Origin of the sequence: Acinetobacter sp. TWP2-2-3 (assembly GCF_049896445.1) — a bacterium.
Taxonomy (GTDB): Bacteria; Pseudomonadota; Gammaproteobacteria; order Pseudomonadales; family Moraxellaceae; genus Acinetobacter.
In genome coordinates, this window is record NZ_JAFCUI010000002.1 from 289,537 (window position 1) to 303,956 (window position 14,420).

The following is a 14,420-nucleotide window of genomic DNA, read 5'->3' on the forward strand; positions in this document are numbered from 1 at the left end:
TTACAGTTAATTGAGTTCATCACTCAGCGCCATTGCCTCGCTCAAGGCTTCATGTAAACGCGCAACTGCAATAATTTGCACGCCCTCGATGGATTTTTGCGGTGCATTGCCGCGAGGGACAATAATGTATTTAAAACCATGTTTAATCGCTTCTTTTAGCCGTTCCTGACCGTTCGGCACAGGGCGAATCTCTCCAGACAGTCCGACTTCCCCAAAAACCGCCAGCTGTTGCGGTAAGGCTTTGCCACGAATGCTGGAAGCGCAGGCGAGAAGTACCGCCAGATCCGAACCTGTTTCGGTAATTTTCAATCCACCGACAATATTGACATACACATCCTGGCCGGAGGTTTGCACACCACCATGCCGATGCATGACTGCAAGGAGCATATTTAGACGGTTCTGATCCAAACCAAGCGCTACGCGTCGTGGCTGACCATGCGCATCATCGACCAGTGCCTGAACCTCAACCAGTAGCGGGCGCGTACCTTCGCGGCTGATCATTACAATCGAACCGGGAATCGCTTCATCATAACGGCTTAAAAAGATGGCTGAAGGATTGGACACTTCGCGCAGACCTTTATCGGTCATGCCGAACACACCGAGCTCATTGACCGCACCAAAACGGTTTTTGACCGCTCGGATCATCCGGTAACGTGAATCCGACTGGCCTTCAAAATACAGCACACAGTCCACCATATGTTCCAGTACACGTGGGCCGGCCAGTGCGCCTTCTTTGGTTACATGACCGACCAGAAACAAAGACGTGCCACTATTTTTGGCAAAACGGGTCAACAAGGCCGCTGATTCACGAATTTGTGAGACACCACCTGGTGCAGATTGTAAGGTCTCGGTGTACAGGGTTTGAATAGAGTCTAGAATAGCCACCGCAGGGCGTTGTTGGGCCAATACTTCACAAATACGTTCAACACAGGTTTCGGCCATAACTTTGAGCTGATCGGTCGGCAGATCCAGACGCTGGGCACGTAGCGCGACCTGAGACAAGGATTCTTCACCGGTGACATATAAGGCCGAATTTTTGGCAGAAGCCATGTGCGCGGCTGTTTGCAGCAAAATAGTCGATTTACCAATTCCGGGATCACCGCCAATCAGAACGACGGAACCTGTTACCAGTCCGCCACCCAGAACCCGGTCAAATTCATTGATCCCCGTCGGCAGACGGGTTTCATGAGAGACTGAGACCTGATTTAAAGTCGTGATGCTGGACGCCTGGCCTGCGTATCCACCACCAATTTTTGGCTGTGCACGATGCGTTACTGCCGGTGCAATGGTCACCTCAACCAGGCTGTTCCATTCCCCGCATTCAGAACACTGCCCCGACCATTTTGGATGATCGGCACCACATTGTTCACAACGATACACACTTTTTGCTTTAGCCATATTTGAAGATGAAGCGATTGAAATTGAGTGACAGCATAGCGGTGAATGCCATCGAAAACCAAGTCTTTCACCTGAAAAATCATGGTTTTTACGACAAGTCTTGTCGTTTTTATTTATGCTGATTTGAATGCTGTGCGTCAACGCCGTCTATAATGCCCATCTTGTTATGCTGGAATGGAACAGATCTTGTCACAATTGCTCAAACATATTGATGCGATCGCACGTGAAAAAAACCGTGATGTGTTATTTGTGCATTTTGATCATTATGTACATCCAGATCGGGATGCAAACTCGGTTCGCCAAATGTTAATCGGCTGGCTAGAGCAACAGGGGATTGTGTATATGCCGTGTTTAGGTGTGGATCAAACCGTCCATAGTGAAATCTACCTGGGTGGGCTTTATCTGGATGTACCTTTTGATCTGCATCATAAAACCTATCAAAAACTGAGTGAGTATCTGGAAGATGAACAGGGCAATATGAAAATTGAAGGCATTCAGTTTTTTGTTCTTTCTTTGGCTCTGGCGCTTGAACTCGAGTCTGATAGCAAAGTACCACAATGGGGTGGTTTGCGTTGCTAAATTTTCATAATGAAAAATGGAAAAGATTAAGCAGAAAAAGCCACGATTGACGTGGCTCTTTACTATTTAAGTTGAGTAATTAAATAGCTTATCAATTAATAAAGTTCACCAGATTTACGTCTTGCAATAAAGTCTTTCGATTCCTTGGCAATCACTCCGGATAAAAGCAATAGTGCAATTAAGTTTGGAACCGCCATGAGCCCATTAAAGGTATCGGCGAAGAGCCAAACCAGATCAAGGGTCGCCACACAGCCAATAAATACCGAAGCGATATAAATAATGCGATAGGGCAGCACAAACTTCTCACCGAGCAAATAAGTGGCACATTTCTCGCCATAGTAGCTCCAACCCAAGATGGTGGAATAAGCAAAGAAAATAATCCCGAGGGTCACAATCCAGCCGCCGATCCCAGGCAACAGTTTGTCAAACGCGCTGATGGTCAATACTGCGCCGGTCTGGTCACCGAATGAGTTGCCGGCCATGATATAACCCATCACCAGTACAATACCGGTAATCGAACAGACGATAATCGTATCAATAAAGGTACCAGTCATAGACACCAGACCTTGACGGGCCGGATGATCGGTTTTCGCTGCTGCGGCCGCAATCGGTGCAGAACCCATACCGGCTTCGTTGGAGAATACTCCACGCGCTACACCATAACGAATCGCTGCGCCAATCGCACCACCTACAGCAGCCTCACCGGTAAAGGCATAGGTAAAGATCATTTTCAGGGCTGGAGCGACTAACTCCAGATTGTTGATGATAATCGTCACTCCCCCTGCAACATAGCCCAGGGCCATAACTGGAACAATTACTGAAGAAGCGCGAGAAATGGTTTGAATTCCGCCGAGAATCACCAGTGCTGAAAAGGCGGTAATGACGATACCGGTCATCCAGGTTTCGATGCCCAAGCTGTTTTCAACCGCCAGTGCTACAGTATTCGACTGTACTGAACTGCCGATTCCAAAAGAAGCCAGTGTCCCGAACAAGGCAAAAATCAGTGCCAGCCATTTCCATTTCAGACCACGCTCGATGTAGTACATCGGACCACCCGACATTTCACCTTTTTCATTTTTGACTCGGTATTTGACTGCCAGAACACCTTCGCCATATTTGGTGGCCATACCAAACAGGGCGGTCATCCACATCCAGAACACGGCGCCCGGACCCCCGAGGACACAGGCAGTGGCTACGCCGGCAATATTACCGGTACCAATCGTGGCAGAGAGTGCGGTCATCAATGAGGCGAATTGGGAAATGTCCCCTGAATGGTCAGGGTGCTTGCCAAAGACCTGTTTAAAGGCTAAAGGCAACATGCGGAACTGCCAGAACAATAAACGAAAGGTAAGGAAGATCCCGGTACCAACAATTAGTACCAGCATATAAGGGCCCCAGACCCAGCCGCTTAAAGTTTCCATTAAACTTTGTAAATTTTGCATAAAATTCTTCTTATTGATCCATGTCTGTGTAGTTCGAGGTATTGATTAAAAAGCAATTGCTATGCCAGATACATTCATCCTGAATGCATAAATTGACTGAATAGTGTTCTATTTTTTACACAGTTTTAAAAATTTGACAAGAAATTACTGGAATATCACAGGTCAAAAATAAAGCAGAAGTGTAACCGTAGAGCGATATAAGAAAAATAAATTAACTTCTTCAATTAATCAGGAAATACAAATGATGCAAATTTTATTTTTGTATTCAGCATTTTTTACGTTAATTTGTCGCGAGTAAAACTCAAAGTTGTAATTAATAATGTCAGAAAAACATAACAATTCGTCGGCAGAGCACGGTGAATTAAAGCGGAGTTTGTCCAATCGGCACCTACAGTTAATTGCCATTGGGGGCGCCATCGGAACCGGCCTGTTTATGGGTTCGGGTAAAACCATCAGTCTCGCAGGTCCTTCGATTCTGGTGATCTATATGATCATCGGTTTTATGGTCTTTCTGGTGATGCGTGCATTGGGTGAGTTGTTGCTCTCCAATTTACAATATAAATCATTTATTGATTTTGCCACGGATCTGATCGGGCCTTGGGCCGGATACTTTGTTGGCTGGACCTACTGGCTGTGCTGGATCACCATCGGGATTGCAGATCTGTCAGCCATTATTTATTATCTGCAATTCTTCAATAATGGTTTGCCCTTTAGCCCTGAAGAAGGCGTCATGATCAGTGTTGCCGCGATTGTGTTTATCATGGGGCTGAATCTGGTCACGGTAAAACTGTTTGGTGAAATGGAATTCTGGTTTGCCCTGGTCAAAATTATCGCCATTGTGGTGCTGATTGCTGTTGGTCTGTGGATGGTGTTTACTGGCTTTACCAATGATGTTGGTACGGTCGCATCCTTTAGTCATATCTGGGAGCATGGCGGTTTGTTCCCAACGGGTGCCATGGGCTTCCTGGCCGGTTTCCAGATTGCCATCTTTGCCTTTGTGGGGGTGGAACTGGTGGGGACTACCGCGGCTGAAACCAAAGATCCGGAAAAGAACCTGCCAAAAGCGGTGAACTCTATTCCGATCCGTATCATTATTTTCTATGTATTGGCACTGCTCATTGTGATGTCAGTAACTCCATGGAACCAGATTGACCCGAATGTTTCGCCCTTTGTAAACCTGTTCAGTCAGGCTGGCATTGCAGCGGCTGCGATTATCATGAACCTGGTGGTATTGTCCTCGGTGATGTCATCGATGAACAGTGGCGTATTCTCGACCAGCCGTATGCTGTTTGGTCTGTCGCGTGAAGAGCAGGCACCGGTTGCCTTTGGTCGCTTGAACCGTCGCGCAGTGCCTGCAAATGCCCTGTATTTTTCTGCCGTGTGTTTGTTGCTGGGTGCAGCACTTCAGTATTTTGTTCCGGATACCGTTCGGGCCTTTACCTTGGCAACGACTTTATCCACGATTCTGTTTATTTGTGTCTGGATCATCATTATCTGGAGCTATATCGTGTATTACAAAACACGTCCAGAACTACATGCAAAGTCAACTTTTAAGTTGCCAGGTGGTTTAGTGACTTGTTGGGTCGTGATTATTTTCTTCCTAAGCATGATCGTGGTCTTGGCGCTGGAAGAGGATACCCGCCAGGCACTGATGATCAGTCCGATCTGGTTTATCCTGTTAATCATTGGCTATTTTGGTTTCTATAAACAGAAACATAAATAAACCTTATCAATAAAAACGTCAGCGATCTGCTGGCGTTTTTTTTTGTCTAAAGATACTCTCTAGCGTTTAACGCTTGGGTCATGCCGAATGATCGCGTTATACTTCATCGAAACTATTACATTAGGTGGTCAGATGCGCCAAGTCATTTGCTACATCAGTATCTTAGCGACAGGTCTTGTTCTTGCAGGTTGTGGACAGTCAGGTGCTTTGCACTTGCCGAATGATCCGAATTACGACAAGCGTGCCAAGTATCTGTTATACAAAAATACTGAAACTGAGCCTAAAGCGTCCGATGAAAAACGCGAGGCACCCGTGCAACAACAGTTTGCTGCACCTACAGATTCAGACGTTAAAACCACACCATAACGCTTTCACAGAAAGGATACCTTCATGAGTTTCACCCGCATTAATGGGGTATTGCACGCTGAGCAATGTTCATTACAACAGCTCGCGGAGCAATTCGGCACACCACTCTATGTTTATTCTAAAGCCACTTTGGAAAAGCATTTTTTAGATATGGACCGTGCTTTTGATTTTATCGACCATCAAATCTGTTTTGCGGTAAAGTCCAACTCTAATCTTGCGGTATTGAATGTATTGGCCAAACAGGGTGCCGGTTTTGATATTGTGACCGGTGGTGAATTGGCGCGTGTGCTGAAAGCCGGTGGTGATGCATCGAAAATCGTATTTTCGGGCTTGGGTAAATCTGAAGCGGATATCAAAAAAGCGTTGGAAGTCGGCATTGCCTGTTTCAACGTGGAATCTTATGCCGAGCTGGATCGTATCCAGAAGGTTGCGGCTGAATTAAATATCAAAGCGCCGATTTCATTACGTGTGAATCCTGATGTCGATGCCAAAACCCATCCTTATATTTCAACCGGCTTAAAAGAAAATAAATTCGGTATTCCGTCTGATAGCGTGTTTGAAACTTATCAATATGCAGCGTCATTGCCAAATCTGGATGTGGTTGGGATTGACTGCCATATCGGTTCACAGCTGACTGAAACCCAGCCATTTGTGGATGCACTGGATCGTGTCATTGTGATGATCGACCAGTTAAAAGAGCTGGGCATTCACCTCAAACACATCGATATCGGCGGTGGTCTGGGTGTGACGTATAAAGATGAAACCCCGCCGTCGGTTGAAGAATATGCCAATGCGCTACGTCCAGCTTTAGAAAAATTGGGCTTGAAAGTGTATATGGAACCGGGACGTAGTATCTCTGCCAATGCAGGTGTGCTGCTGACTAAAGTGGATCTATTAAAACCAACGAATCACCGTAATTTCGCGATTATTGATGCTGCGATGAATGACCTGATTCGTCCTGCTTTATATGAAGCATGGATGGACATTCAATCTGTTACACCTCGTACCGATATCGAAACGAAAGAATGGGATGTCGTGGGTGCAATTTGTGAAACTGGTGATTTCCTGGGTAAAGAGCGCGAGCTTGCGATCAAGGAAAATGATGTGCTGGCTGTACTTGGCGCTGGTGCATACGGTTTTGTGATGAGCTCAAACTACAACAGCCGTGGTCGTGCTGCTGAAGTAATGGTCGACGCTGATCAGGCGCATTTGATTCGTGAACGTGAAACGATTGAATCACTCTGGGAACGTGAGCGTTTATTGCCTTAAGGATAAATCAGGATGTTATTAGAATTTACCAAGATGCATGGTCTGGGCAATGACTTTATGGTGGTTGACCTGATCAGCCAGCGTGCTTATTTAGACACTTTGACCATTCAGCGTTTGGCCAACCGTAACTTCGGCATTGGTTTTGATCAACTCTTGGTGGTTGAGCCACCCGATGTGCCAAGTGCAGACTTTAAATACCGGATTTTTAATGCCGATGGTTCGGAAGTGGAGCAATGTGGCAATGGCGTGCGCTGTTTTGCCAAATTTGTACATGATCGTCAGCTCACCACCAAAACCAAAATCAAGGTGCAAACCAAATCTGGTATTGTTGAGCCGGAATTGGGTGCGAATGGCTGGGTACGGGTCAATATGGGTTATCCAAAATTTTTGCCTCAGGAAATTCCATTTGTAGCTGATGCGCCGGAGAGCCTGTATGACATCGATCTTGCTGGCGGTGAAAAGCTGACCATTGATGTGGTCAATATGGGGAATCCACATGCGGTGACAATCGTACCGGATGTGATTGCTGCCGATGTCGCACGTATTGGTCCACAAGTTGAATCACATGCGCGCTTCCCGGCACGAGTCAATGCTGGCTTTATGCAGATTATTGATGAAAAACATGCACGTTTACGTGTGTACGAGCGTGGTGTAGGCGAGACCTTAGCTTGTGGTACAGGTGCCTGTGCTGCCGCAATTTCAGGTATGCGTCGTGGTCTGCTGTCGAGTAAAGTCGAAGTTGAACTGGCAGGCGGCAAGCTGCAAATTGAATGGAAAGAAGGTGATGTGGTCTGGATGACCGGACCAACGGCGACCGTATATGAAGGACGTCTGGATTTACGTTATTTCCAGGGTTAAGCTTGGTTCCGCTTGAGAAAAAAGCACTGTCTGATCGATGGTGCTTTTTTTATGCTAGGATGGGAAAAACCGTAGAATTTGACCGAGATGAATACGCTTGTTTTCCTGCCGGGTGCTTCAGGAAGCCAGCACTTTTGGCAGCCATTAAGGGCAGCATTAACCAAATATCCAGATCAGCAAGTCATTGCCTATCCGGGCTTTGATGGCGTAGCACCAAATTTGGCCATTCAAAACCTGTATGATCTGCAAGAATTCGTGAAAGAAAAAATTGAGGATGATTCCATTCTGATTGCCCAGTCTATGGGCGGTGTCTTGGCCGTTGGGTTGGCACTTAAGCATCCACAGAAAGTCAAAGGGCTGGTATTGTTGGCGACATCTGGTGGTCTGAATTTAAAAACTTTTCATTGTGCAGACTGGCGAACAGATTATCGTGAACTGTTTAAAACAGCGCCGGACTGGTTTGAACAAGACCAAACTGAATTTAGCCGCGTTCAGCTCGCAAGTCTGGACGTTCCGATCTTGCTGATCTGGGGCGATCATGATCCTTTAAGTACTGTTCAGCTTGGACAATACTTGGCAGGAATTTTTAAAAATGCAAAATTGCATATTATCCAAGGTGGAGATCATTTCTTTGCCAATACGCATGCAGATCAGGTTGCAATGCTGATTCAAGATTATTTGGAGCAACTCTAAATGGAGCAAGCAGTGATTGTCCCACCTCAACTCTTGCTCAATATGTGGCTGAAAGAACGTGAAATCCAAAACCAGTCCAAACATACCTTGCAAGCCTATGAACGTGATGTCTCGGATTTTTTAGAGTTTTGCCAGCGTGAGCAGCTCAATTTAAACGATGTGGAAGCCACCGATTTACGCCAGTTTCTGGCTGAAAAAGTTGAACAGCATCAGCTCAGTCCTAGCAGCCTGCAACGTATGCTTTCGGCTATTCGCCAGTTTATGAAATGGGCCGAGCAGGCTCAGCATATGGCTTTTAATCCGGCGGATGATTTTCAGTTAAAACGTCAATCGCGTCCTTTGCCGGGCATGGTGGATATTGAAACAGTCAACCAGATTATTGATCAGCCTGCGCCCGAAAATGAAATACAGCAGCAAATGTGGCTCCGGGACAAAGCGATTTTGGAATTGCTTTATTCGAGTGGGTTGCGTCTGGCAGAACTGCAAAGCCTGAGAATTAAAGATATTGATTTCAACCGGCAGTTATTACGCATTACTGGTAAAGGCAATAAAACCCGGATTGTGCCTTTTGGCTCCAAGGCCAAAGACAGCGTGATGGCCTGGTTGCAAGTCTATCCCTTATGGAATGGTGATTTTGTGCCGGAGGCGAATGTATTTATTACCCAGAAAGGCAATCCGCTCGGTGCAAGACAAATTGAAAATCGGGTCAAGTTTCAGGCACAGCGCGCAGGCGTCAATGTCGATCTGCATCCACATTTATTAAGACATTGTTTTGCCAGTCATATGTTGTCGAATAGCCGGGACTTACGAGCCGTGCAGGAAATGCTGGGTCACAGCAATTTAACCACCACGCAAATTTACACCCATGTCGATTTTGATCATCTGGCCCAGATTTATGATCAGGCCCATCCACGTGCACAACATAAAGAAGAATGATCATGTGCGAAGTGTTATAGAATAAAAATCATGAAAATTGTATTTTTGGCACAAAACTTTCATATATAAACCTTAAAATGGAATTGAACTGAACATTGGCGTTCGGGTAAGCATTTCACTATTGTCTTATTCGTTAAATGCGCCATTTCAGGTATAACAATAACTAGTATTTAATATTTAAAATGAAATATTGCTGAGCAGCGTCTCAGCATTTGACCGATGGGAGGTGACATGGACACACTGGTAATTGCAGATATAGAGCAAAAATATGCACAGTTAAGTGAAGCTCAAAAAGAAATGTTTGCAGGTTATGGTTTGCGACAAATCAAGCATTTTGTGGACATTAGCTTACCCAATCTTGAAGCGACCTTACCCGAAGGCGCCATCATTCAAGGGATTAATGCCGATGGAAAAGTTCAGGCCTTTAATGCGGCGACTAGGCAATACTATTTATGGATTTCTGATTTGCAATGGCAATTGTCGAATCGTGCGACCCAGGCAGTCGATTTAAAAGAAGATGCGATTGCAATTTGGCAAATTTTTGAATTGGCAGACTATGAGCTGGTAGATTTAAGCCATGTACATCGTGATTTTTTAGCACAAGAAACTGAGTAAATTCTGAAGCATCCACATAACATAAAAATAAGATTCAGTCCTGTGATTTGGCTTTGCTCAAGAGGAAAAGGTTGTCTTCTATAGGCAACCTTTTCTTATAGTAGAACTTTCAATCTATGCGCTTGCAGCACATGTTATGGTTTAAGCAAGCATACGATTATGCAAATCTTAAATTAAGAACATAGCGTCGTTGTCTAAAATCAGTTTGCCTATAAATCTTCTAAAGGCAGCTGGAAACTCTGTTTAATAATCTGACTCGGTAAATCTGTTTTGACACTGGTAATACCATTTTTTTTGGTCAGATGGGTCGACTGAAATTTACGGTAACTTTCCAGATCAGGCACCACAACTTTCAACATGGCATCGCTCTCTCCCAAAATAATGTAGCACTCCATCACTTGCGGCAATTCTTTCATCGCCTCAATAAAGGTATCAATGGTTTCGGCATCCTGACCGACCAGCCAGATGCGCGAAAATAAAATCAGCTGAAAACCAATTTTTTGTTGGTCGACAATAGTCGTGTAATTCTGAATCACGCCTGCATCTTCCAGCAATTTCACCCGGCGTAAACAGGATGAAGGTGAAAGTCCGATTTCACGTGCCAGATCATTATTCTGAATACGGCCATTGGCCTGTAAATGTCGAATGATATTTTTATCAATTCGATCAAGCTTTACCCGCACAGACTTGGTGGATATTTTCATAAATTAGAATAATATTCGAAAAATAATACTTATTATAAAATAAAATGAAAGCCAATTTTGTAAAAAATCGCAGATACTTATTTCACTTTCTGGAGTTTGAAAGGAAAAGGAAATGTCTGTATTTGTACTCTTTGCACTGACCGTGCTTCCCCTAATTTTTACGCCTGGACCCGATATGTTATTTATCCTGTCTCAAGTGATGGGTAAAGATGCAAAAGCAGGCATGATGGCAACCTTAGGGGTGTGTTGCGGTTATCTGGTGCATTCTATTCTGGTGGCACTCGGGATTGCGGCTATTATTGTCTCTTTTCCGGTGCTGTTTGAAACGATTCGCTGGCTCGGGATTGCTTATCTGCTGTATCTGGCCTTTGGTTTGCTCAAATCGGTATTCAGTAAAAACGCGCTGAACATTGAGAAAAAGACCTCAGCCAATCCGATTAAAAAAGGTTTTTTTACCGCACTGTTAAATCCGAAAGGCATGTTGATTTATTTTGCGATTTTGCCGCAGTTTATTGATAAATCGGCCAATACTGTCAGTCAAGGTTTGATTCTGTCCTTTATTTTTATCAGTCTGATTTTTGTGGTGTATTGTGGCTTAAGTATTTTATTCAGCAAAATCAGCCAAAAAACCCAAATGGATGAACGTAAACAAAAATGGGTAGATGGAACTTCTGGTGGTTTACTGGCACTTGCCGCAAGCTGGTTAATCATTAATTAATCTGGCTGTAAAGAAGCATACTCTTCGCAGTATGCTTTTTTTATAATTGCGAAGATTTGAAATTAAACATTCACTGTGTAGGCGTAGAATTCAATGCGCTGGTTTATTATTTGGTCAATTTGTCTTTATATGGGGTTTAATTCGCTCTCAAAAATAGTTCTGTCCAAAATGACAAAAGCTGACATACGTATATTCCGGCTGTTTTGCTTCAAGCTGCTTTAAATCAATTTAAATTAAATGTGATCAATCAAAACTTCTGATGTGATTAATCAGATAAAAAAATAATATAAATCAATGGTTAAATTTTAAGTAAATATTGATACATTTCATTGTAATAAAACGATAACAATTAATTGTGAACGCATCGTTCAGGGAAAATTACGCATTTTTACACCTCTTTGTTGAATTGTGACTTGACCGAAATGCCGTACACATTGCAAGATAGGGCACCTAAAAAAATTTAAGTGAAGAGTTACACTAACTTTTCTCAACATTTACATTTGCTAAAACAGCCGAGGATTACATGAAGGCTCTTGTTGCTGTAAAACGTGTGGTTGATGCCAACGTTAAAGTTCGTGTTAAACCGGACAACAGTGGTGTTGACTTAACTAACGTTAAAATGTCAATTAATCCATTCTGTGAAATCGCAGTGGAAGAAGCGGTTCGTTTAAAAGAAAAAGGAACTGTTTCAGAAATCATTGTTGTTTCTATTGGTCCTAAAGAAGCCCAAGAACAGATCCGTTCTGCAATGGCGCTTGGTGCTGACCGCGGTATTCTGGTTGAAGCTGATGACAGCCAACTGGGTGCGCTGGAAATCGCTAAAATTCTGAAAGGCGTTGTTGACGCTGAACAACCACAATTGATCCTTCTAGGTAAGCAAGCAATTGATGATGACTCGAATCAGGTTGGTCAGATGCTTGGCGCTCTAATGGGTGCAGGTCAAGGTACCTTCGCTTCTGAAGTAAAAGTAGATGGCGATAAAGTACAAGTAACACGTGAAGTAGACGGCGGTTTACAAACTGTTGAACTGACACTTCCAGCAATCATTACAACTGACTTGCGTTTGAACGAGCCACGTTATGCGGCACTTCCAAACATTATGAAAGCGCGTAAAAAACCGCTTGATACCAAGTCACCTGCAGATTTCGGTGTAAACCCTGCAACTAAACTGAAAACAGTGAAAGTTGAATCACCTGCAGAGCGTAAAGCTGGCGTACAAGTGAAGTCTGTAGATGAACTTGTAGAAAAATTGAAAAACGAAGCGAAAGTGATCTAATACAGAAGGATAAAAATCATGAGTATTTTAGTTATCGCTGAGCACGACAACAAAGCATTAAACGCTGCTACTTTAAACGTTGTTGCTGCAGCGCAAAAAATCGGTGGTGATATCACTGTATTGGTTGCTGGTTCTGGCGCTCAGGTAGTTGCTGACCAAGCGGCTAAAGTTGCGGGCGTAAGCAAAGTATTGCTTGCTGATGACGCTGCTTATGCAAACCAATTGGCTGAAAACGTGGCTAAACTTGTTGCTGAATTAGGTAAAGGCTATACACATATCCTTGCTGCTTCTACAACAACTGGTAAAAATATTTTACCACGTGCAGCTGCGCTTCTTGACGTAAGCATGATCACTGACATCATTGCGGTAGATGGTCCTAAGACTTTCAAACGTCCGATCTATGCAGGTAACGCAATTGCAACTGTAGAATCAGGCGAAAACATCGTATTGGCGACTGTTCGTGGTACAGCATTTGATGCTGTAGCTGCTGAGGGCGGTTCTGCTGCTGTTGAAGCTGCTGCGTCTACGGGTGATGCGGGTATTTCTAAGTTTATCAACGAAGAAATCGTAAAATCTGAACGTCCTGAACTGACAGCTGCGCGTATTGTGGTTTCTGGTGGTCGTGGTGTAGGTTCTGGTGAGAACTATCACAAGATCCTTGATCCATTGGCTGACAAGCTTGGTGCTGCTCAAGGTGCATCACGTGCTGCGGTAGATGCTGGCTTCGTACCAAACGATATGCAAGTGGGTCAAACTGGTAAAATCGTTGCACCTGACCTGTACATCGCTGTAGGTATCTCTGGTGCGATTCAGCATTTGGCTGGTATGAAAGAATCTAAAGTGATCGTTGCGATCAACAAAGATGAAGAAGCGCCAATCAATGCAGTCGCTGACTACTGGTTAGTCGGTGACCTGAACACTGTAATTCCAGAATTGGTTTCTAAAATCTAATTTCTGAATCGGGTTCAAAATACGCTCTTGTGCAAGCAGTGAAAGCAATGCTTTACTGTTTTGTCCAAGGGCGTTTTTTTTATGCAAAAATTTTAAAAATACTCTACAGTCGAAACTAGAGTATTTCATTTGCATGAAAAGTGATAAAATCCCGGTTTGCTTTTTCTCCTGTTTTTAATCATGTCCTTTTCCAAAGCCGCCCATATCCTGTTTATTAGTTTTTTGCTGATTGCGCTTTATCTGGGTATTTGTATTCATACTGCCCTGAATGCACCAGCTTCGGTAACTCAGTATTTATTTAGTGAATCAGGCGCTTTTGAAGTCATGAGTCCATGGTTATGGTACTTGCTGGCAGTGCTGTGTTTGCTTAATGTTGAAATCAAACCTAATACCCGAGTGTTTACGGCTATAGCAGCGACATTGTTGGGATTACGGGAAATGGATTTCCATAAGCAGGTGTTTGAAATGAGTTTTATCAAAACTAATTTCTATCGCAGTGCTGAAATTCCGCTCATGGATAAGCTGCTCGGATTTATTTTATTGCTCGGCATTATTTTTGTCTTTCTGGTACTGGCGAAAAAGCTGGTTCAAACCATACGAAGCATGAAGAATTCTTTGAATATTGCACATTTTTTTATCTTTCTCACCATTGCCTGTGGCGGACTGAGCAAAGTGCTCGATCGCACGACTTCAACCCTGAAAGAAGAATTCGGCATCCAGTTGGTGCCACATACTCAAATCATGATTATGACCATTGAGGAAGGGGTAGAAATGTTATTGCCAGTTTTATTGATTGTGGCCGTGCTGAGCTATCGTAAAGTACTGAACCAGGCACAATAAAAATATAGAAAAAACGATGAAGATGCGCCAGTTGATTGGCGCATTTTGTTTT

At 43.9% G+C, this 14,420-nt stretch carries 15 protein-coding genes; 12 read left to right on the forward strand and 3 right to left on the reverse strand.

All coding sequences use genetic code 11. From position 1 onward, the window contains the following. Window positions 1–6: 6 nt before the first annotated feature. Window positions 7–1,398 carry a DNA repair protein RadA gene (gene radA, locus ACP7AK_RS04800; RefSeq protein WP_310076941.1) on the reverse strand — a complete coding sequence of 464 codons (1,392 nt, stop codon included), beginning with the start codon at window positions 1,396–1,398 and terminating at the stop codon, window positions 7–9. Window positions 1,399–1,572: 174 nt separating this feature from the next. Here radA and ACP7AK_RS04805 point away from each other — a divergent pair, with 174 nt between their 5' ends. Further along, complete coding sequence (locus ACP7AK_RS04805; RefSeq protein ID WP_425878844.1) at window positions 1,573–1,977, forward strand: hypothetical protein; 405 nt, start codon at window positions 1,573–1,575, stop codon at window positions 1,975–1,977. A gap of 95 nt (window positions 1,978–2,072) precedes the next feature. Here ACP7AK_RS04805 and ACP7AK_RS04810 read toward each other — a convergent pair whose 3' ends face one another. After that, window positions 2,073–3,419, reverse strand: coding sequence for an alanine/glycine:cation symporter family protein (locus ACP7AK_RS04810; protein WP_005103909.1), 1,347 nt, complete (start codon window positions 3,417–3,419; stop codon window positions 2,073–2,075). Window positions 3,420–3,738: 319 nt separating this feature from the next. Here ACP7AK_RS04810 and ACP7AK_RS04815 point away from each other — a divergent pair, with 319 nt between their 5' ends. The 7 genes from ACP7AK_RS04815 to ACP7AK_RS04845 all read left to right on the forward strand — a co-directional run bounded on the left by ACP7AK_RS04815 (window position 3,739) and on the right by ACP7AK_RS04845 (window position 9,879). After that, window positions 3,739–5,142 carry an amino acid permease gene (locus ACP7AK_RS04815; protein WP_425878847.1) on the forward strand — a complete coding sequence of 468 codons (1,404 nt, stop codon included), beginning with the start codon at window positions 3,739–3,741 and terminating at the stop codon, window positions 5,140–5,142. 132 nt (window positions 5,143–5,274) lie between these two features. Beyond that, a complete protein-coding gene (lptM, locus tag ACP7AK_RS04820) occupies window positions 5,275–5,508 on the forward strand; it encodes an LPS translocon maturation chaperone LptM (protein ID WP_005247664.1) in 234 nt (77 codons plus the stop codon). A gap of 24 nt (window positions 5,509–5,532) precedes the next feature. After that, a complete protein-coding gene (gene lysA / locus ACP7AK_RS04825; protein ID WP_153567003.1) occupies window positions 5,533–6,777 on the forward strand; it encodes a diaminopimelate decarboxylase in 1,245 nt (414 codons plus the stop codon). A 12-nt stretch (window positions 6,778–6,789) separates the two neighbouring features. Next, the gene (gene dapF / locus ACP7AK_RS04830; RefSeq protein ID WP_004645716.1) at window positions 6,790–7,635 is read left to right on the forward strand and encodes a diaminopimelate epimerase; all 846 of its coding nucleotides are present in this window, start codon (window positions 6,790–6,792) and stop codon (window positions 7,633–7,635) included. Between the two features lie 87 nt (window positions 7,636–7,722). Then, window positions 7,723–8,328, forward strand: a complete 606-nt coding sequence (locus ACP7AK_RS04835; protein ID WP_148334285.1) for an alpha/beta fold hydrolase — start codon at window positions 7,723–7,725, stop codon at window positions 8,326–8,328. Continuing rightward, complete coding sequence (xerA, locus tag ACP7AK_RS04840; protein ID WP_153567002.1) at window positions 8,329–9,264, forward strand: site-specific tyrosine recombinase/integron integrase; 936 nt, start codon at window positions 8,329–8,331, stop codon at window positions 9,262–9,264. Window positions 9,265–9,495: 231 nt separating this feature from the next. Then, the gene (locus ACP7AK_RS04845) at window positions 9,496–9,879 is read left to right on the forward strand and encodes a hypothetical protein (protein ID WP_004645713.1); all 384 of its coding nucleotides are present in this window, start codon (window positions 9,496–9,498) and stop codon (window positions 9,877–9,879) included. A gap of 209 nt (window positions 9,880–10,088) precedes the next feature. On the opposite strand, the gene ACP7AK_RS04850 is transcribed toward ACP7AK_RS04845, so the two are convergent. Next, the gene (locus ACP7AK_RS04850) at window positions 10,089–10,583 is read right to left on the reverse strand and encodes an Lrp/AsnC family transcriptional regulator (protein WP_004645712.1); all 495 of its coding nucleotides are present in this window, start codon (window positions 10,581–10,583) and stop codon (window positions 10,089–10,091) included. A gap of 112 nt (window positions 10,584–10,695) precedes the next feature. On the opposite strand from ACP7AK_RS04850, the gene ACP7AK_RS04855 reads away from it, so the two are divergent. The 4 genes from ACP7AK_RS04855 (at window position 10,696) to ACP7AK_RS04870 (ending at window position 14,368) form a co-directional block, all read left to right on the forward strand. Next, a complete protein-coding gene (locus tag ACP7AK_RS04855) occupies window positions 10,696–11,301 on the forward strand; it encodes a LysE family translocator (RefSeq protein WP_005252483.1) in 606 nt (201 codons plus the stop codon). 523 nt (window positions 11,302–11,824) lie between these two features. Further along, window positions 11,825–12,577: an electron transfer flavoprotein subunit beta/FixA family protein gene (locus ACP7AK_RS04860; protein WP_004731799.1), complete on the forward strand. Its 753-nt coding sequence runs from the start codon at window positions 11,825–11,827 to the stop codon at window positions 12,575–12,577. Between the two features lie 18 nt (window positions 12,578–12,595). Continuing rightward, window positions 12,596–13,528, forward strand: a complete 933-nt coding sequence (locus tag ACP7AK_RS04865) for an FAD-binding protein (RefSeq protein WP_004645709.1) — start codon at window positions 12,596–12,598, stop codon at window positions 13,526–13,528. A 180-nt stretch (window positions 13,529–13,708) separates the two neighbouring features. Beyond that, window positions 13,709–14,368, forward strand: coding sequence for a hypothetical protein (locus ACP7AK_RS04870; protein ID WP_004731795.1), 660 nt, complete (start codon window positions 13,709–13,711; stop codon window positions 14,366–14,368). Window positions 14,369–14,420: the final 52 nt, after the last annotated feature.